Consider the following 18,242-nt stretch of genomic DNA (forward strand, 5'->3'; position numbering starts at 1 on the left):
AGAACCATTATAGCCGCTGCGGCCCGGTTTTGCAACCAAAAGGGCTCAGGCTTCGGCGGGCGGGGGCGCGGCGGCCCGGCCCAGGCACTCCAGGGTCATGCGCAGCAGGTCCAGGGGCTTTTCGCCCGGGGCCACCCGCACCGCCAGATAGGGCTTGTGCACGGCGTTCAGGGTGACACGGCCGCCCATCTGGGCCAGTACCGGGCGCAGCCGGTCGGCCCGCAGCGCGTCGGAGTACAGAATCAGTTGATCCTTTTTCTGGCCGATCTCGTAAATGCCCGCGGCGGCGGCGGTGATCCGGATCAGGGAGATATCCACCAGGCCCGACACGCTGGGCGGCACATCGCCGTACCGGTCGATCAGTTCGTCCAGCACGTCGGCGGCGTCCTCCGCGTCCCGGATGGCGGCGATCCGCTTGTAGGCCTCGATCCGGCCCGCCGCGTCGGGGATATACCGCTCCGGGATATAGGCGTCCACCGTGATGTCGATCAGGCAGTCGGACTTGTCCGGCGCCGGGTCCTCCCCCTTTTCCAGGGCGATGGCCTGGCTGAGCATCTTCATATATAAGTCATAGCCTACCGCTTCCATATGGCCGTGCTGGCTCTGGCCCAGCAGGCTGCCCGCGCCCCGGATCTGCAGGTCCCGCATGGCGATGCGGAAGCCGGAACCGAAGCTGGTGAACTCCCGGATGGCGGACAGACGCTTTGCCGCCACGTCGGTGAGCACCTTGTCCCGCCGGAAGGTGAAGTAGGCGTAGGCCTTGCGGCCGGAACGGCCCACCCGGCCCCGGATCTGGTACAGCTGGGCCAGGCCCAGCCGGTCGGAGTCCTCGATGATCAGGGTATTGCAGTTGCGCACGTCCACCCCGGTCTCGATCAGGGTGGTGCAGACCAGGATGTCGATCTCCGCGTCCAGCAGCTGCTGCCACACCCGGCTCAGTTCCGCCTCGGTCATCTTGCCGTGGGCCAGGCCGATGCGGGCGTCCGGGGCCATCTTGGCCACGTGGGCCGCACAGGCGTCCAGGGTCTCCACCCGGTTGTGCAGGTAGTACACCTGGCCGCCCCGGGCCAGCTCCTTGCGGATGGCCTCCGACAGGATGCCCTCGTCGTATTCCAGCACGTAGGTCTCGATGGGCTGGCGCTCCACCGGGGGCTGCTCGATGGTGGACATATCCCGGATACCGCTCATGGCCATGTTCAGGGTGCGGGGGATGGGGGTGGCGGAAAGGGTGAGCATATCCACCCCCAGAAAGGCGGATTTCAGCTTTTCCTTGTGCTTGACCCCGAACCGCTGTTCCTCGTCGATGATGACCAGGCCCAGGTCGTTGAACTGCACATCGCTGCTCAGCAGCCGGTGGGTGCCCACCACGATGTCCACCACGCCGGTGCGCAGCCCCTCGATGGTCTGCTTCTGCTGCTGGGCGGTGCGGAACCGGCTGAGCAGTCCCATCCGGATGGGGAAGGCCTCCATCCGGGTAAGCAGGGTGTTGTAGTGCTGCCAGGCCAGGATGGTGGTGGGGGCCAGGATGGCGCACTGCTTGCCGCCCATCACACACTTGAAGGCCGCCCGGATGGCCACCTCGGTCTTGCCCACCCCCACGTCGCCGCAGAGCAGCCGGTCCATGGGGCAGGGCTTTTCCATATCCTGCTTGATCTCGGCCGAGGCGGTCAGCTGGTCCTCGGTCTCGTCGTAGGCAAAACGGGTTTCGAAATCCCGCTGCCACTCCCCGTCCGGGGGGAAGGCGTTGCCCTTGGCCTGCTGGCGGCGGGCATACAGCTCGATCAGCTCCCGGGCCATCTCCTGGGTGGCCTTTTTCACCTTGCGGCGGGTGCGGGTCCACTCGGTGCCGCCCAGCTTGGCCAGCTTCACCGAGCCCTCGTCGCCGGGGGCGGTGTACCGGCTGAGCAGGTCCAGCTGGGTGACCGGCACATACAGGGTATCCCCCTTGTCGTAGGCCAGTTTCAGGTAGTCCTTGACCACCCCCTGCAGATCCAGCCGCTGGATACCTAAATACAAACCCACGCCGTGGTTCTGGTGCACCACGTAGTCCCCGGGCTTGATGTCGGTCAGGCTGGACAGGGCGTCCTTGTTTTTCGGTTTTGTCTTGCGGGCGGCCCCGGCGGCCTGCCGCCGCCCGGTGAACACCGCGTATTTGGCAAAGGGGAACTGGGCCCCGCCGGACAGATGGCCCGGCAGCACCTGCACCGCGCCGGGGCCGGGCAGCAGGTCGGCGGCGGTGGAGGCCCCGAAGCCCCGTTCCCGCAGATCCCGGGCCAGGGCCTCGGCGGCGCGGGGGGTACCCGCCAGCACGGTGACGCTGTACCCCTGGGCTTTCAGCGGTTCCAGTTCGCTCACCAGGCCCGCCACCTCCCCGTTCCAGGGGGGCAGGGCATGGCCGGCGGCGTTTACGATCTCTTTTAAAGGAAACTCCGGCAGGGTGCGGGCAAAGTTCTCGCACAGCAGCGCGGGCATCCGCTCCGCCGCCTGCTGCAGATAGGGCATATCCTCATACAGCCCGTCCAGGCCGGCGCAGATGGCCCCGTCATGGAGCAGGCTTTCCAGTTCTTCATTCCGGCGGAACCGGGTGGCCCGCTGGGCTTCCCGGATGGCGCCGGGCTCCTCCAGCACCAGCACCCCGCCCTCAAAATAATCCAGCAGGGTGGCCGGGTTCGGGTACCGCACCCGGAAATACTTGTCCAGCGCCTCGGGCATGATGCCCGCGTCCAGCTGGGTCAGGTCCTCCTCCATCGCCCGCTCCAGGGCGGTGCGCTTGGGGCCCCGGGCGGCGGCCGCGTAGCTGCGCAGCGCCGCGGCGGTCTGGGCCGCGTCCCCGAACAGCACCTCCCGCGCCGGGGAGATATACACCTTTTCCAACGGGTCTTCCCGGCGCTGGGTCAGCAGGTCGAAGCTGTTCAGGGTGTCGATCTCGTCCCCCCAGAACTCAATGCGGGCGGGGGCGGCCATATCCGGGGCGTACACGTCCAGGATGCCGCCCCGCAGGCTGAACTGGCCCGGGCCGTCCACCCGGTCACGCCGGTGGTAGCCTGCGTCCAGCAGACGGGCCGCCAGCTCCTTGGGCGGGATGGTCTGGCCGGGGCGCAATGTCAGGGTGTTGGCGCAGAACTCCGCCTTGGGCACGGTATACTGCAGCAGGCCCTCAGCCGGCACGCAGACGGCCCCGAGCCGCCCGCCCACCAGGCTGCCCAGCACCGCCAGGCGGCGGTACTCGTACTCGCGGCCCGCGCCCTCCAGCGGGCGCAGCAGCAGGTCCCGGGCGGGGAACACCTCCGCCGCCAGACCCAGCGCGCACAGGTCGGAGGCAAACCGGGTGGCCTCCGCCTCGCCGGGGGTCACCACGCAGACCGGCGCGCCGGTCTCCTGGGCCAGCAGCGCCAGCAGCTGGGCCCGCCCGGCAGGGGGCAGGCCGAACAGCGCCGCCGCGCCGGGGGTATCCAGCGCGGCGCGCAGGCGGGTATATTCGGATGTGCGTTTCAGTACCTCTTGCAGCATAACGCGCCTCCTATACGCGGGCTTATCGGTTGTGGCGGTTCTGGGCCTCGTTCAGGCGGCCGTCCATGATCAGGCGCACCGCGTCCTCCACGTCGGCAAAGCGGCCCTCCAGGGCCTTGCGGTCCTCGGCGGAAAACCGGCCCAGCACCCAGTCGGCCAGGTCGTAGTCGGGATGGGGCTTCTCCCCCACCCCGATCCGCACCCGGGGAAATTCCTGGCTGCCCAGGCAGGCGATGATGTCCTTGAGGCCGTTGTGCCCGCCCGCCGAACCGGAGGGCCGGATGCGCAGCTTGCCGGGGGCCTGGGTCACATCGTCGCAGAGCACAATCACCCGCTGGGGCGGGATCTTGAAAAAGTCCGCCAGGGCGCCCACGCTGTGGCCGGACAGGTTCATGAAGGTCTGAGGTTTGAGCAGGGTGACCTTGCGGCCGTCCACCGTCACGGTATCGTACAGGCCCTGGAACTTGGCCCGGGTGACCTTGCCGCCCCATTTGTCGGACAGCCAGTCCAGCGCCATGAAGCCCGCGTTGTGGCGGGTGCCGTCGTATTTGGGGCCGGGATTGCCCAGACCGACGATGAGCCACTCGGCCCCGCCGGCGGGGTTGGATCGAAAGAACATGCTGTGATTCTCCTTGCTGTTATTTATATGCGGACAGACGCAAAGGGGCCGGCCCGGCGCGGGGGTACCCCCTGCCGGGTCAGCCTGCGTATGCGCGGCGCGCGGTTTATTTGGGCTGCTGTTCCTTGAGCTTTTTCTTCTTGGCGATGTAGGCGCCCAGCTTCTTCTCGGCCCAGCCGTCCTTGTTGGTCTGGCGGCTGCGGGCGATGGCCAGCGCCCCGGCGGGCACTTCGCCGGTGATGGTGCTGCCCGCGGCGGTGTAGGCCCCGTCGCCCACCGTTACCGGGGCGATCAGGTTGGTGTTGCAGCCCAGGAACACAAAGTCCCCGATCTTGCAGCGGTGCTTGGCCTCGCCGTCGTAGTTGCTGGTGACGGTGCCGCAGCCGAAGTTGCAGTACTCGCCCACATCGGAATCCCCGATATAGGTCAGGTGGCTCACGGTGGTGCCCTGGCCCAGACCGGAGTTCTTGGTCTCCACATAGGCGCCCAGATGCACCCCCGGGCCGGTCACGGTGTTCGGCCGGATATGGGTATAGGGGCCGATCTTGTTGCCCGCGCCCAGGCGGCTGTCATAGGCCTGGCTGGCGTTGAAGGTGCTGCCCTCGCCCAGTTCGGTGTTTTCCAGCAGGCTGTTCGGGCCCACCACGCAGCCCGCGCCGATTTTGGTGTTGCCCCGCAGGATGCAGCCGGGCAGGATGGTGGCGCCGGGGGCGATCTCCACCTCCGGGTCGATCCAGACCTGGTCGGACATGAAGTTCACCCCATTGGCCAGGTGCTTTTCAAAGGTCTGTTTATACTGCGCTTGTGCGGCGGCAAAGGCCGCGGCGGCGTCTGTCTGCATGGATAAAGCCTCCTTCACCGATTGCGTTGTGAAACGAGTGAAAAACTCACCCAGTTTAAGTTTATCGCGTTTTGCCGCGTTTGCAAGAAAAATTTGGCGGCCGGATGGTATATTTGAGCAAAAAAAGTGCGCAAAGCGGCAAAAACCACTGGTATTCCGTTGGCTTCTTTGGTATAATATTTGCGCATTCATTAGGTCTGTCTTGTGAGACCGCGCACTGTGCGCGCGGGATGCAAAATTTTATTGGAGGTAATAACAATGGGCAAGAAGTATTGCTACCTGTTCAGCGAAGGCAACGCATCCATGCGTGAGCTGCTGGGCGGGAAAGGCGCCAACCTGGCTGAGATGACCAACCTCGGCCTGCCGGTTCCCCAGGGCTTCACCATTTCCACCGAAGCCTGCACCCAGTACTATGAGGACGGCAAGAAGATCAACGACGAAATCATGGCGGAGATCATGGAGTACATCGGCAAGATGGAAGAGATCACCGGCAAGAAGTTCGGCGACAAGGAGAATCCTCTGCTGGTTTCTGTCCGTTCCGGTGCCCGCGCTTCCATGCCCGGCATGATGGATACCATCCTGAACCTGGGCCTGAACGAGGAAGTGGTTGAGACCATCGCCAGCTGGGGCAACCCCCGCTGGGCCTACGACTGCTACCGCCGCTTCATCCAGATGTACTCTGACGTTGTCATGGAGGTCGGCAAGAAGTACTTCGAGCAGCTGATCGACAAGATGAAGGAAGAGAAGGGCGTTACCCAGGACGTGGACCTGACCGCCGAGGATCTGAAGACCCTGGCCGAGCAGTTCAAGGCTGAGTACAAGGCCAAGATCGGCGAGGACTTCCCCTCCGATCCGAAGGAGCAGCTGATCGGCGCCGTGAAGGCCGTGTTCCGCAGCTGGGACAACCCCCGCGCCAACGTCTATCGCCGTGACAACGACATCCCCTACTCCTGGGGCACCGCTGTCAACGTGCAGATGATGGCTTTCGGCAACAAGAACAACGATTCCGGCACCGGCGTGGCCTTCACCCGCAACCCCTCCAACGGCGAAAAGGTCCTGACCGGCGAGTTCCTGATGAACGCCCAGGGCGAGGACGTGGTTGCCGGCGTGCGCACCCCGCAGCACATTGACCACCTGAAGGAGGTCATGCCCGAGGTGTACGAGCAGTTCGTGAACATCTGCAACATCCTGGAGAACCACTACCATGATATGCAGGATATGGAGTTCACCATCGAGGACAAGAAGCTCTATATGCTGCAGACCCGTAACGGCAAGCGTACCCCGGCCGCGGCCCTGAAGATCGCCTGCGACCTGATCGACGAAGGCATGATCGACGAGAAGCAGGCCGTGCTGATGATCGATCCCCGCAACCTGGACGCTCTGCTGCATCCCCAGTTCGACGCGGCTGCCCTGAAGGCTGCTTCCCCCATCGGCAAGGCTCTGCCCGCTTCCCCGGGCGCTGCCTGCGGCAAGATCGTCTTCACCGCTGAAGACGCCAAGGAGTGGAGCGAGAAGGGCGAGAAGGTCGTTCTGGTCCGTCTGGAGACCAGCCCCGAGGACATCGAGGGCATGAAGGCTGCCCAGGGCATCCTGACCGTGCGCGGCGGTATGACCAGCCACGCCGCCGTTGTGGCCCGCGGCATGGGCACCTGCTGCGTGTCCGGCTGCTCCGAGATCAACATGGACGAGGAGAACAAGAAGTTCGAACTGGGCGGCAAGACCTTCCATGAGGGCGACTGCATCTCCATCGACGGCTCCACCGGCAACATCTACGATGGCCTGATCGCCACCGTTCCCGCTTCTGTCAACTCCGGCTACTTCGGCCGCATCATGGCCCTGGCCGACAAGTACCGTGACATGAAGGTCCGCACCAACGCCGACACCCCGCAGAACGCGATCGACGCCAAGAACCTGGGCGCCGAGGGCATCGGCCTGTGCCGTACCGAGCATATGTTCTTCGAGGGCGACCGTATCGCCGCCATCCGCGAGATGATCTGCGCCGACACCGTGGAAGGCCGCAAGGCTGCTCTGGCCAAGCTGGAGCCCATGCAGCAGAGCGACTTCGAGAAGCTGTACGAGACCATGGCGGAACAGCCGGTCAACATCCGCTTCCTGGATCCCCCGCTGCACGAGTTCGTTCCCACCGAGGAAGCGGACATCGAGCTGCTGGCCAAGTCCACCGGCAAGACCGTGGAGCAGGTCAAGGCCATCATCGCCGGCCTGCATGAGTTCAACCCGATGATGGGTCACCGTGGCTGCCGTCTGGCTGTCACCTACCCGGAGATCGCTGAGATGCAGACCGAGGCGGTCATCCGTGCCGCTCTGGCTGTCAGCGCCAAGCATCCCGACTGGAAGATCGTTCCCGAGATCATGATCCCGCTGGTAGGCGAGGTCAAGGAGCTGGCCTTCGTGAAGAGCGTGGTCACCGCTACCGCCGACAAGCTGATCGCTGAGGCTGGCGTGGACATGAAGTACAAGGTTGGCACCATGATCGAGATCCCCCGCGCGGCCCTGACCGCCGACGAGATCGCCAAGCAGGCTGAGTACTTCAGCTTCGGCACCAACGACCTGACCCAGATGACCTTCGGCTTCAGCCGTGACGACGCCGGCAAGTTCCTGGGCGCCTACTACGACCACAAGATCTACGAGAACGATCCGTTCGCCAAGCTGGATCAGGTGGGCGTGGGCAAGCTGATCAAGATGGCTTGCGAGCTGGGCAAGTCCACCCGTCCCGACATCAAGCTGGGCATCTGCGGCGAGCACGGTGGCGACCCCGCCAGCGTGGAGTTCTGCCACAAGGTTGGCCTGGACTACGTGTCCTGCTCTCCCTTCCGTGTGCCCATCGCTCGTCTGGCTGCCGCTCAGGCTGCCATCAAGTACCCCCGCAAGTAATTGAACATCCACTGTTCAATTCGTGCGTGAACGGGTTCTGAGCAAACAATAAACCCCCGCGCGTTTCCCAACGGAAACGTGCGGGGGTTTTGTTTTGCCGTACAATATTGGGGCAGCGGAGCCGGGAACTGGATTACTCCTCCCGGGCGCGGGCCAGCAGGCGGACTGCCGCCAGGCGGTGGAATACCGCCGCAAACACCAGGCCGAACAGCACACCCAGCAGCGTGTCGGTGATGCGCAGCAGCACCGCGCCGGTCAGGCCGTAGAGGCCGGTTCCCAGCGACAGCGCGCCGAAGCAGTTCATGGCGGTTTTATACCGGTAGTCGGTGCAGAATCCCAGGCACAGCCCGCCCAGCGGCCCCAGCAGGGGACACAGGCTGGCGGGCATGACCATATACAGCACCAAAAATGCCAGGGAGCCCGCCACCGCCCCCACGATCCGCTGCCGGAAACGGACGGACGTATCGCCGGAATAGGGATACTCCGACAGCAGCGACGCGCAGGCAAAACCCATCCACATGAACCGCTCCACACCAAAGACCTGCCCCGCCGTGAGCACCAGGCTCACCCCCAGGGCCATGCGAAGCTGCCACAGATGCACCGGGGTGGACAGATCGAACCTGCGCACCACATGAACGAACCGGGTGGTTTTGTGCTGATCGCGGTGTTTGGCAACCAGGATCGCGCCGCAGATCAGGTATCCCACCAGCGCCAGAAGCCCGCGGCGCACCAGCGCCTCGCCCAGCACCGGATTGCCGGTGAGGTAGATATAGGCAAAGCTGTACAGGCCGCCGTTGCCCATCTCCGGCTGCTGGGACGTCATGTACAGCAGAGCGAAGAAAGCCGCAAAATGCAGCGGAATCAGCAGCACCGGCGGAAGCAGCACCGCCGCACCGGGCGCCAGCACCAGGATGGCCAGCACAGCGGCCAGCGTTACCAGGGAATCCCCGATGCAGTATGTGAAGTTGACAAACCGGATCCCCAGCATCATGCAGAAAAGGGCCACCGCCAGGGGGGGTGTTGTCGGCGCCGAACACCCCCGACAGCAGGCTGATAAACACGATGGTAAAGGCCACGATCAGCGCCGAACGCACCGCCATGGCGATCCAGTCGCGGGCTTTTTCCTGCTTTGTATCGCAGGCGGCTATTTTTCGTTTCAGAATGGCGGGGTCCAGCTGCAAAGCATCATAAAATTTCATGGTCACGGGTAATTTCCTGTCCTTTCTCGATCTGGGCGGCCAGTTTGTCCGCGTACTGCAAAAATGCCTCAAAATCTGCGCCGCAGCTGCGCCACAGATCATAAAACAGCTGCAGAATGGCCTCGTATCCCTTTTTCAGTTCCGCCAGGCCGGTTTCGGTAATGAACAGCTGATAGCTGCGCTCGTCGGTTTTGCTGCGCTGTTTGCGGATGCAGTTCTTTTCATACAGCGTTTTTAAACAGCGGCTCACCGCTTCCTTTTTCATGCCGGTGCCCTGGCTGAGCAGAACCGGCGTGTTCTGCCCGGGCTGCAAATACAGATGCGCCAGCAGTTCGCATTCGCTGGCGGTAAGCGCCGACCGGCGTTCCGGCAGCAGCGAGCGCATAACTTTCTGCACCTGCTGCTGGTAATGCACCATATCCGTCCACTCCACGGGAATCCCTCACAATCTAATTAACTTTGTTAGTCATATTCCGGTGTGTGCCTTTTGTCAAGGGCTGTGTACGGCACCTGGAATCTCCTGGTGCGGAATTTCTGCTTGCAACCGGGCTGTTTGTGCCCGGCTCGTTGCGGTGCGCGGCAAGCCGGATTACACTGAAAAGCAGAAAACCGGCCCGCAGGGGCCCAGGGGAGGAAGAAACGATGAAACGAATAGCGGCATGGCTGCTGGTGTTGGCGCTACTGCTGGGGCTGGCCGGATGCAGCAAGGCGCAGCGCTGGCAGGAGCAGTACGATCTGGGGATGCGGTATCTCAGCGAACAGAACTGGGAGGAGGCCGTGCTGGCCTTTGGCGAGGCCATCCGCATTGATCCCAACCGGCCGGAGGCCTATCTGGGCCGGGGCGACGCCTACCGGGGCCGGGGCGGCGAGGGCGACCTGGAGGCCGCGCTGGCAGACTATGCCATGGCCCGGCAGCTGGCCGGAGAGGATGAGACCGGCGCGGCGGCCGATACCCTGCGCGCCGCCTGGGAGAACGGAGTCCAGGCTTGTTTTGACGCGGGCGACTGGGAGGGCGCGGTGGCGCTGCTGCAACAGCAGCTGGATGCCCAGGGCCAGACCGACGGGCTGCTGGCACTACTGGCCGAACGGTATCTGAAGATCGGGGAGGATGGCCTTATCCGGCCGGATGATTACGCGGCGCAGGAGGTGACCGGCCAGCTGGACAGGATCCGGATGGGGCAGTATGACGACTACTATCTGACCGATGCGGAACGCCAGGCCCGGCTGCGCCCGCTGCTGCCGCAGCTGGAGTATTTCTATGCCTGGATGCGGGACCATCGGGACAGCGACCCGGAGGCCGGCGATTGGGAGAGCGACGGCAAACGGCTGATGCAGGTGTATTACCTGCTGGGTGAGCAGGACCGGACGCTGGAGGTGCGGGAGGAACTGTTCCAGCTGACCGGCAACACCTACTACAGCCCCACGGCCTATTCGGAGCAGGACGATGACAGTCTCAACGAATACAACGCCTTCGGGCTGCTGGTGGGCCAGCAGTCTGACGACGGATACCGGCGGACCTGCGCCTTCAGCGAGGACGGGCGGCCGCTCTGGGTCTTTATGCAGTACACCGACGGCCGGCCCGACAGCGGCACCGAGTACCTCTATGAAGATGGCCGCCTGCAGGCGATTTATTTCCGCGATGGGGATGTGACCGGGCAGGATGAAAACGGGCAGCTTGTCTGGGGCTCCATTGAGGAGGAGACGCGGTGGGAGTATCAGTATGAAGACAACGCCGCCGTGGTGGACAGCTACAACAGCAACGGCGAACTGTCCATCCGCACTCGCTATTTCCTGAACGATTTTGGCTTGGAGACCGGCGAACGGGAAGAGCTTCCTCTGGCCTGAACCTCCTTTTACAGCAATGCCCCGGGCAGCCTTGCGGCTGCCCGGGGCATAGATTTTGGTTATTCGCCGGCAGCCACAATCGTTACCGGAACATCCTGTTCCGGCCCGGCATCGGCCCAGTAATCCTGGCTGCGCACCAGCACATAGTCCTGGCCTCGGGAACGGTTTACCAGATACCAGTCCCCCAGATCGGCCAGGATAAGGTTTTGCTGTACATCTCTGTCAAGGCCTCTGTATTCGTACCGGCTTTCCCGCAGTTCGCCGTCGTGGTACAGGTACCACCAGTGCTGGGATTGATCCCTGCTTGCCATGGTCAGTACCGCCCCGCCGGCGGCCGGCGCCTCGATCCAGAAGTCGTACACGGCCCGCAGCCGCTCGTCCTGCACAGTCTGTTCTTCTCCGGTGGCCAGATCGGTCACTGTCAGGGTGCCCTGTACGCCGTTGAACTGGTAGAACAGACTGCCGGACATGGCCACGCGCTGTTCGCTCTCCCGCCAACTGCAGAGCGGCTCGGCGGAACGCGCGCCCTCGGTGGATACGGTGTACAGTTCCACCACAACACGGCGCCAGGCCTCCAGCCAGGTTTCATTGTCGGAAGGGGACGCGGTGATGTCGTCCGCAAACTGCGTTATCAGAAGCTGCCCGTTCAGCGTACCGATCAGATCCTCATTTTCCTTCATGGTGCGCAGCCGTTTCAGGCTGCCTGTTTGCAGGTCGCACCGGTACAGAAAGCGGCGATACTCCCCCAGTTCCATGTTTTCCTCTACCACCTGGAAATACAGATACTGGTCATCCGCAGCCATTTCCGCGTCCAGCAGCGTCTGATTTTCCGACAGCTGAAAAAGCAGCCGCCGTTCTTCGCCGTTTTCACCTGCCTCCCATACACAGCTTTCCTCCCTGGTCTGGCCGATATACAGCCGGCCCCCCAGGGTAAACAGAAACTGGCTCTGCGGATAACCGGGCAGCCAAGCGGAACAGCTCTCGTCGTTATGGGCACAGCCCTCCCGGCTGCATACCGGTTCGGCGATGTGGGTGGCGGCATCCACAAACAGGATGCTGCGGAAGTTGCCGTCCGGGCTGTTATGCAGAATATACGCCCCCTGTCTGCCCTTGGCCGCGCCGGCAACCATCCGGAGCGCCGTGCTCTGTTCTTCCGGCTCGGTCAGATCAAACAGATCCGGCGAACTCTGTGCCGGGGATCTGGCACAGCCGGCCAGCAGCGTCAGCGCAAGCAGTATGGCGGCGGCTTGTTTTTTCATAGCCAGCACCTCGCTTTTGTCCTGCGGCAGGCAAACGCCTGCCCTGTATGGACATCGTACCACATACCCCTGCACGGAATCCAGCATCAAACTGTATCCAAGTTGTTTCAGCCGGAGCGCTTCAGACAAAACAGACCGCCCGGGGCACTGCCCCGGACGGCCTGCTTTTATTCTGTGTCTGAAATCAGCCGGCGGCCTCTACCGTAAGCACCGCCTGCGCCGGCAGGCAGGCGGCCCAGTCGCCGTCGTTGCGCAGCCAGCCGAAGCCCTCGCAGTTATGATCCGGGCAGGGGGAATCCACAAACCGGATGGCCCCGTCGGACACCTCCAGATGGACGGTGTAGGTACCGGTATCCACATCGTGGACCCCGTCCTCCGACAGGGAGAACCGCTGCACCTTGTTGTTGCCGTAGCTGAGCACCGCTTCCATGCCGGGCTCGGCGGTGACCATCTGCCAGATCAGCAGGCCAAACGCCACCACCAGCAGCACGGCGGCAAAAATCAGGTTGGTTTTCAAATTCTTTTTCATTCCGTTCAAACCTCTCTTACAGGCTGTTGCGCGTCGGGCGGGCCCCAAAAAGGCCCTGCAAAGCTACAGTATAACAGGTTTCACGGTACGGCGCAAGGCGAAAACCGCGCGATTTCGGCGAATTTTCACAGAGTGTCAGAACTCAATGCCTTCCCGGGCGGGGATGCCCTTGTCAAAGGGATGGCGGCGCTTGACCATTTCGGTGATATAGTCCGCCCGGTCCAGCAGAAAGTCCGCCGGGTCCCGGCCGGTGAGCACCGTTTCCGGCCGGTCGCTCCGGTCCAGCAGCGCCCGCAGCTTGTCGGTATCCACCAGCTTCAGGTTCACCGCGGCGCAGGCTTCATCCAGTACCAGCAGGTCACAGGGCAGGGCGGCGGCCTTGTCCAGCAGTTCGTCGTGCAGGCGGCGGGTGGCGGTTTTTTCCTGGTCTGTCATGTTCCAGAAAAACGCCTCGCACACCTTGCCCGCCAGCACCGTCACATTGGGCAGCGCGGCCAGGGCCTGCATCTCGTGGGAGGTGCCGTCCTTCAGAAACTGCAGGATCACCACCTGCATCCCGGAATGGGCCGCGCGCAGCGCCAGCCCGGCGGCGCAGCTGGTTTTGCCCTTGCCGTCGCCGCAGTAGATGTGTACCAGCCCGCGGGCGGTTTCGTTCTGTGTCATAGGTTCTATCCTCCAAAAGAAAAATGGTGCGGGCCGGATGGCTCCGGCCCGCGTGTTCCGGGGTATGGGGGGACGGTATCCCCCCATGGTCGGCTTCAGAAAATTCCCGGCACCGCCTGCGCCAGCCAGAAACCGGCGGCGCAGGAAACCACGTTGGCGGTCAGGGCATAGAAGGTGGTGCGCGAAGCGGACGCGCCGCACCGGCGGCCCAGCAGCGGCCGGTAGGCCACCGCCTCCAGGATGAACACCAGCACCTCCAGCGGCCAGAAGAAGATCATGAACGCCAGGCCGCCCATCCAGTAGGCGATCATGTTCAGCCCCAGGTTCAGCAGGATCTGGGTGACCACGTTCACCGTCAGGATCGGCCGCAGGAACGGCTTCTTCGCAAAGCCGAAGGGCACCGCCACCACCAGTTCCAGGGCGATGGTGGCCAGGATGCGCACCAGCAGGCTTATCAGTTCCCAGGTGTAGTCATAGCTTTTCCGCAAAATCAGCTGTCCATTCGTCAGATCTGCCAGGTCTACTGTATAGTAGTTGTCAAAAGCATACCGGGAATAGACCCCGCTGGTAAGAAACTCGCCCGTATCCGGGAAGTACACCAGCAGTTTGTAGGTCACCGGCGGGTAGTAGGTCCAGGCCAGCGGCCGGGTCTCGCTGCAGAGCCAGGCGGTCTGCAGGAAATAGAAGCCGTCCGGGTCCTGGTAGGCGGCCATCGCCTGGCGTACCGGTTCATTTTCCTCCAGGTCGTTTCCCCAGCTGCGGCCCGGCTCGGCGGAGTAGGGCCCCGTGCCGGAGGCCTGGGACAGCAGGGTGGCATAGAACTCCCGCCCCCCGGCGCCGGTAAAGGTCACCCGCACCGAGGGCTTGGGCCCGATATCCGCAAAGGCGGCCAGGGGCAGCGCCAGCGCGAACACCAGCAGAACAACGAGCAGGGCGGTCAGTCTTTTTTTCATGGCAGATCCCTCCGTTTCATTCCGGCACGGGAAGCTGTTCCACCAGCGGCCAGAGCACGCTGTCCGGCCCCAGCCGGGGGAAATCCTCGGTCAGGGAGAGCAGCGCGTGGGCGTCGCTGCCGGTCAGGGTCTCCAGCCCCGGGGGCAGCAGGCCCGCCGCTTCCAGCCCGGCTTTTTTGGCCGGGATGTGCAGCTCGGCGGCGGCAAAGCCCCCGTCCTCCGGCCACAGGCCCAGCGCGCTGAGCACGCTGTAGCTGTCGTTGTCCACATGGGCGGGCACCGGCACGCCGCCCAGCGCCCGGCAGGCGTCGGCCGCGGCGTACAGATCCAGGTCCACCGCGCCGGTGAGCAGCTTGTCTACCTTATATACGATTCTGTCCTCCTCATCCATCACCCATTGTTCGCCCCAAATTTCCGGATCGTAGGGAAAATCCGGCAGATGGTCGTACAGCAGCCGCCCCATCTCCAGCGCCGCCTCCACCGTGGCAAAGTAGCACAGCAGATGCACCTCCTCGGCGGTGGTCACCTCGATGCCGGGTAAAAGACGCAGCCCGTAGGCCCGGCAGCAGGCCGCCATGGCCGGCAGGTTCAGGGCGCTGTTGTGGTCGGTCAGGGCGATGAGTTCCGCGCCGTTCAGCGCGCACAGCCCCGCAATGGTGGAAGGCGCCATCTCCCGCTCCGCGCAGGGGGACAGGCAGGAGTGGATGTGCAGGTCGTATTTCAGCGGCCCCATCTCACTCCATCTCCCGGGCAAAGGCCACGCAGGCCTCGTATTCCGGCAGATCGGTGGCAAATACGTTGATCCCCTCGGTGCGGGCCCGGGCCAGGGCATCCGGCATGAGGGTGGCCCCGTGGCAGAGCACGATGGCCGCCGCGTCCGCCAGGCTGGCCACCGCCACCGCGTTCAGGTTGCCCATCACGGTGAACCAGACCTGCCCCTCGGTGCAGCGGCCCATGGCCCAGCTGAGCAGATCCCCGCAGAAGCCCCCGGTGATCTCCCGCTCCTCCGCGTCCACCAGGGGGGTGAAATCCAGTTCCCGCAGCAGTTCGGTGGTCATGGCATTTTCTCCTCTCCGTTCAGATTCAGCGCCCGCAGCACCGCCTCCATCCGGCGGCGCATGAGCACGGTACAGTCGTCCACGCTGGCCTGGCCCCGCACCACGTCCTCGGCCAGGGCCTCGCAGCTGGGCGCGCCGCAGCTGCCGCAATCCAGCCCGGGCAGGCTCTTTTGTATCTCCCGCAGCTGGTTGTACTTTTCAAACCGCTCGCTCCGGGTACCGGAAAGTTCCAGCACCGGGGCGTATTCCAGATCGGCGTCCCACAGCATGGCGGGCGGGATGCTGGTGCTGGACAGATGGTTGCGGCTTACCGGCAGGTACCGGCGCAGCTTTTTCATCTTGGCCCGGGCGATGTAGGGGTTCTCCACCTGCAGCACGCCCCCCACGCAGCCGCCCGCGCAGGCGTCCAGCTCCACAAATTCCAGTTCCCGGTATTTTTCGTCCTCCAGGTCTTCCAGCACCCGGATCACGTTCTCGATGCCGTCGGCAGCCAGGTAGTCGTCCACCATCACCAGGCCGCTGCTCTCGCCGCCGCTTTCGCCCCAGCCCAGGCCGATGCGGCCGGTGTTGCTGGCGCCCTCCCGCACGGGGGCCTTTTTCAGCGCCGACAGCAGGGGCGGGTAGATCTCCTTGATGGCCACCGCCGCGTCCACCGCGCAGCGCTGCACCCCGATGGGGCTGCGCACATAGCTGATCTTGGCCGGGCAGGGGGACAGGAAGATACAGCCGATCTTCTCCGGCGCAAGGCCGGTGGTCTCGGCGGCTTTTTTCTTGGCGATGCGGGCCGCCACCTCGATGGGCGGGGCCAGCGGCAGCACATGGTCGATCAGATCCGGGTACCGCACCCGGATCAGCCGCACCACCGCCGGGCAGGCGCTGCTGATGGCCGGCCGGGGCACCTGACCGGTCTGCAAAAGGCGGCGGGTGGCCTCGCTGACCAGCTCGGCCGCCCGGGCCACCTCAAACACCTCGTCAAAGCCCAGCTCCAGCAGCGCGCTGACCACCTGATCCGGGTCCTCCAGATTGTTGAACTGGGCGTAGAAGCTGGGCGGCGGCAGGGCAATGGTGTATTCGTAGTTGTGCAGCACCTCCAGCGGGTCGGCGCTGGCGGTCTTGGCGTGATGGGGGCAGATGCGGATGCACTCGGCGCAGTCGATGCAGCGCAGCGGATTGATCACCGCCTTGCCCTCCCGCACCCGGATGGCCTGGGTGGGGCAGCGCTTGATGCAGTTGATGCAGCCCATACATTTGTCCCGGTCCAGGGTGACCGAGTGGATAAATTCGTTGTTCATGGCTCACCTGTGCGGCCGGTCATGCCAGGTCCACCTCCATGCGGATGGTGGTGCCCACCCCCACGGTGGACTGGATGTCGAACCGGTCGGAATATTTTTTCATGTTGGGCAGGCCCATCCCCGCCCCGAATCCCAGGCTGCGCACCTCGTCCGGCGCGGTGCTCCAGCCCTCGCTCATGGCCAGGGCGATATCCGGGATGCCGGGCCCGTGATCCTCCAGCAGCATCACGATGGTATCCGGCGTGAGGGTCACGGTGATCTCGCCGCCGCCCGCGTGGATGGCCAGGTTGATCTCCCCCTCGTACAGGGCGATGGCGGCCTTGCGCACCGCCTCCCGGTCCACCCCCATCCGTTTCAGGTTGCGCTTGACGTCGGCGGAGGCTTCCCCGGCCCGGGTAAAGTCATCCCCGGGCACGGTGTAGCGCAGGGTAATGGCCTCAGACATGGCTCGTACCTCCCCGCAGCCCTTTTTCGTACAGCAGCCCGCAGGCCGAGAACATGGTCTTTTCGGTGGTCAGCACCGCAATGTCCCGGGCGGCGGCCAGTTCCAGGATGCCCTCCCCGGGCACCTTGCCCCGCACAAACACGATGCACACCATATCCATCATGTCGGCGGTGCGCACCACCTGCGGGTTGTTCAGGCCGGTCAGCAGCACGCCCTGGTCCTTTACATAGGCCAGCACGTCGCTCATCATATCGCTGCCGCAGGCGGCGTGCACGTCCACCTCCAGATCGGCGTCGGGGGTCAGAAGACGCGCGCCCAGCGCGTCCAGGATCTCGCGTATCTTCATGGCAGGCTCGCTCCTTTTTGCGGGCGGCGGGGAATGCCGCGGCGCCCTTTGTGTATCTTTATCATACCGAAAACCCGCCCTCTGTGCAAGACCGGCGCCGGCAAAAGCACTGTGCAATTTTGATAAAATACTCCTAACGAACTGAAAAAAATTACGCTTTGTTTGGCAAATCAGATATAGTCAACAAATGGGCGATATGCTATAATTGATATAACTTGGCACATGGTGCGGGCGGCTTCGTTAAAAAAATGCCATCCGCCGCCCGCGTTTGTGAGTAACTATGGGAGGATACAATATGAGGCGTTTTTCCTCGGTGCCCTTCAACGGCACAAAGGAGCAGGAACAGCAGCTTACCAGCTGGCTGGAACAGCACAAGGACATGCCCGGCGCGGCCATGCCCGCCTTGCAGAAAGCCCAGGAAATTTACGGCTATCTGCCCATCGAGGTGCAGCGGATGGTAGCCGAGGGGCTGGGCAAGCCCCTGGCGGAGATCTACGGCATCAGTACATTCTATTCCCAGTTCAGCCTGTGCCCCAAGGGGGCGTACAAGATCAGCGTCTGCCTGGGCACCGCCTGCTACGTAAAGGGCAGCGGCAAGATCTATGAAAAGCTGCAGGAGATGCTGAACATCACCGGCGGCGAATGCACCGCCGACGGCAAGTTCAGCCTGGACGCCTGCCGCTGCATCGGCGCCTGCGGCCTGGCCCCGGTCATGACCATCAACGACGACGTGTACGGCCGGCTGACCGGCGACGAACTGGAAGAGATTCTGTCTCGCTACTGATACGGAG

Annotated in this window: 17 protein-coding genes; 3 read left to right on the top strand and 14 right to left on the bottom strand. The window is 63.8% G+C overall.

Going from position 1 to position 18,242, the window contains the following annotated elements:
• Positions 1-45: 45 nt before the first annotated feature.
• From mfd to B5E65_RS08200, 3 genes are all read right to left on the bottom strand, one after another.
• The gene (gene mfd, locus B5E65_RS08190; RefSeq protein WP_087171287.1) at positions 46-3,510 is read right to left on the bottom strand and encodes a transcription-repair coupling factor; all 3,465 of its coding nucleotides are present in this window, start codon (positions 3,508-3,510) and stop codon (positions 46-48) included.
• 22 nt (positions 3,511-3,532) lie between these two features.
• Entirely contained in the window at positions 3,533-4,129 is a 597-nt protein-coding gene (gene pth, locus B5E65_RS08195; protein WP_087171288.1) for an aminoacyl-tRNA hydrolase, read from the bottom strand.
• A 106-nt stretch (positions 4,130-4,235) separates the two neighbouring features.
• The gene (locus tag B5E65_RS08200; protein WP_087171289.1) at positions 4,236-4,970 is read right to left on the bottom strand and encodes a UDP-N-acetylglucosamine diphosphorylase; all 735 of its coding nucleotides are present in this window, start codon (positions 4,968-4,970) and stop codon (positions 4,236-4,238) included.
• 258 nt (positions 4,971-5,228) lie between these two features.
• Here B5E65_RS08200 and ppdK point away from each other — a divergent pair, with 258 nt between their 5' ends.
• On the top strand, positions 5,229-7,862 hold the full coding sequence (gene ppdK / locus B5E65_RS08205) for a pyruvate, phosphate dikinase (RefSeq protein WP_087171290.1): 2,634 nt from the start codon (positions 5,229-5,231) through the stop codon (positions 7,860-7,862).
• A 133-nt stretch (positions 7,863-7,995) separates the two neighbouring features.
• On the opposite strand, the gene B5E65_RS08210 is transcribed toward ppdK, so the two are convergent.
• Positions 7,996-8,853: an FUSC family protein gene (locus tag B5E65_RS08210; RefSeq protein ID WP_242957511.1), complete on the bottom strand. Its 858-nt coding sequence runs from the start codon at positions 8,851-8,853 to the stop codon at positions 7,996-7,998.
• Between the two features lie 194 nt (positions 8,854-9,047).
• Entirely contained in the window at positions 9,048-9,494 is a 447-nt protein-coding gene (locus tag B5E65_RS08215) for a MarR family winged helix-turn-helix transcriptional regulator (protein WP_087171291.1), read from the bottom strand.
• A 209-nt stretch (positions 9,495-9,703) separates the two neighbouring features.
• Between B5E65_RS08215 and B5E65_RS08220 the strand changes: the two genes are divergently transcribed.
• Positions 9,704-10,906, top strand: coding sequence for a tetratricopeptide repeat protein (locus B5E65_RS08220; protein WP_087171292.1), 1,203 nt, complete (start codon positions 9,704-9,706; stop codon positions 10,904-10,906).
• 59 nt (positions 10,907-10,965) lie between these two features.
• Here B5E65_RS08220 and B5E65_RS08225 read toward each other — a convergent pair whose 3' ends face one another.
• The 9 genes from B5E65_RS08225 to B5E65_RS08265 form a co-directional block, all read right to left on the bottom strand.
• Complete coding sequence (locus B5E65_RS08225) at positions 10,966-12,165, bottom strand: hypothetical protein (protein ID WP_087171293.1); 1,200 nt, start codon at positions 12,163-12,165, stop codon at positions 10,966-10,968.
• A gap of 184 nt (positions 12,166-12,349) precedes the next feature.
• A complete protein-coding gene (locus B5E65_RS08230; RefSeq protein ID WP_087171294.1) occupies positions 12,350-12,694 on the bottom strand; it encodes a NusG domain II-containing protein in 345 nt (114 codons plus the stop codon).
• Positions 12,695-12,829: 135 nt separating this feature from the next.
• Positions 12,830-13,357, bottom strand: coding sequence for a cob(I)yrinic acid a,c-diamide adenosyltransferase (locus tag B5E65_RS08235; protein ID WP_087171295.1), 528 nt, complete (start codon positions 13,355-13,357; stop codon positions 12,830-12,832).
• A gap of 95 nt (positions 13,358-13,452) precedes the next feature.
• Complete coding sequence (locus tag B5E65_RS08240) at positions 13,453-14,310, bottom strand: hypothetical protein (protein WP_087171296.1); 858 nt, start codon at positions 14,308-14,310, stop codon at positions 13,453-13,455.
• A 16-nt stretch (positions 14,311-14,326) separates the two neighbouring features.
• Positions 14,327-15,043 carry a PHP domain-containing protein gene (locus tag B5E65_RS08245; RefSeq protein ID WP_087171297.1) on the bottom strand — a complete coding sequence of 239 codons (717 nt, stop codon included), beginning with the start codon at positions 15,041-15,043 and terminating at the stop codon, positions 14,327-14,329.
• Position 15,044: 1 nt separating this feature from the next.
• Entirely contained in the window at positions 15,045-15,368 is a 324-nt protein-coding gene (locus B5E65_RS08250) for an alpha/beta hydrolase (protein ID WP_087171298.1), read from the bottom strand.
• Positions 15,365-16,660 carry a [Fe-Fe] hydrogenase large subunit C-terminal domain-containing protein gene (locus B5E65_RS08255; RefSeq protein WP_087171299.1) on the bottom strand — a complete coding sequence of 432 codons (1,296 nt, stop codon included), beginning with the start codon at positions 16,658-16,660 and terminating at the stop codon, positions 15,365-15,367. Before B5E65_RS08255 ends, B5E65_RS08250 begins: the two co-directional genes overlap by 4 nt.
• A gap of 19 nt (positions 16,661-16,679) precedes the next feature.
• Entirely contained in the window at positions 16,680-17,105 is a 426-nt protein-coding gene (locus B5E65_RS08260) for an ATP-binding protein (protein WP_087171300.1), read from the bottom strand.
• Positions 17,098-17,451, bottom strand: coding sequence for a DRTGG domain-containing protein (locus B5E65_RS08265; RefSeq protein WP_087171301.1), 354 nt, complete (start codon positions 17,449-17,451; stop codon positions 17,098-17,100). The genes B5E65_RS08260 and B5E65_RS08265 overlap by 8 nt, the downstream gene beginning before the upstream one ends.
• A 295-nt stretch (positions 17,452-17,746) precedes the next feature.
• Here B5E65_RS08265 and B5E65_RS08270 point away from each other — a divergent pair, with 295 nt between their 5' ends.
• A complete protein-coding gene (locus B5E65_RS08270; protein ID WP_087171302.1) occupies positions 17,747-18,235 on the top strand; it encodes an NADH-quinone oxidoreductase subunit NuoE family protein in 489 nt (162 codons plus the stop codon).
• The last annotated feature ends 7 nt before the right edge of the window (positions 18,236-18,242 follow it).

Source organism: Gemmiger sp. An120, from assembly GCF_002160955.1.
In the GTDB taxonomy this organism is placed as follows: Bacteria; Bacillota; Clostridia; order Oscillospirales; family Ruminococcaceae; genus Gemmiger_A; species Gemmiger_A avium.

Bases quoted from the DNA above. Each gene is read 5' to 3' on its own strand.
- B5E65_RS08245 (WP_087171297.1), bottom strand. From the start codon at position 15,043: ATGGGGCCGCTGAAATACGACCTGCACATCCACTCCTGCCTGTCCCCC.
- B5E65_RS08230 (WP_087171294.1), bottom strand. From the start codon at position 12,694: ATGAAAAAGAATTTGAAAACCAACCTGATTTTTGCCGCCGTGCTGCTG.
- B5E65_RS08240 (WP_087171296.1), bottom strand. From the start codon at position 14,310: ATGAAAAAAAGACTGACCGCCCTGCTCGTTGTTCTGCTGGTGTTCGCG.
- B5E65_RS08260 (WP_087171300.1), bottom strand. From the start codon at position 17,105: ATGTCTGAGGCCATTACCCTGCGCTACACCGTGCCCGGGGATGACTTT.
- B5E65_RS08265 (WP_087171301.1), bottom strand. From the start codon at position 17,451: ATGAAGATACGCGAGATCCTGGACGCGCTGGGCGCGCGTCTTCTGACC.
- B5E65_RS08235 (WP_087171295.1), bottom strand. From the start codon at position 13,357: ATGACACAGAACGAAACCGCCCGCGGGCTGGTACACATCTACTGCGGC.
- B5E65_RS08210 (WP_242957511.1), bottom strand. From the start codon at position 8,853: ATGATGCTGGGGATCCGGTTTGTCAACTTCACATACTGCATCGGGGAT.
- mfd (WP_087171287.1), bottom strand. From the start codon at position 3,510: ATGCTGCAAGAGGTACTGAAACGCACATCCGAATATACCCGCCTGCGC.
- pth (WP_087171288.1), bottom strand. From the start codon at position 4,129: ATGTTCTTTCGATCCAACCCCGCCGGCGGGGCCGAGTGGCTCATCGTC.
- B5E65_RS08270 (WP_087171302.1), top strand. From the start codon at position 17,747: ATGAGGCGTTTTTCCTCGGTGCCCTTCAACGGCACAAAGGAGCAGGAA.
- B5E65_RS08225 (WP_087171293.1), bottom strand. From the start codon at position 12,165: ATGAAAAAACAAGCCGCCGCCATACTGCTTGCGCTGACGCTGCTGGCC.
- B5E65_RS08250 (WP_087171298.1), bottom strand. From the start codon at position 15,368: ATGACCACCGAACTGCTGCGGGAACTGGATTTCACCCCCCTGGTGGAC.
- ppdK (WP_087171290.1), top strand. From the start codon at position 5,229: ATGGGCAAGAAGTATTGCTACCTGTTCAGCGAAGGCAACGCATCCATG.
- B5E65_RS08255 (WP_087171299.1), bottom strand. From the start codon at position 16,660: ATGAACAACGAATTTATCCACTCGGTCACCCTGGACCGGGACAAATGT.
- B5E65_RS08220 (WP_087171292.1), top strand. From the start codon at position 9,704: ATGAAACGAATAGCGGCATGGCTGCTGGTGTTGGCGCTACTGCTGGGG.
- B5E65_RS08200 (WP_087171289.1), bottom strand. From the start codon at position 4,970: ATGCAGACAGACGCCGCCGCGGCCTTTGCCGCCGCACAAGCGCAGTAT.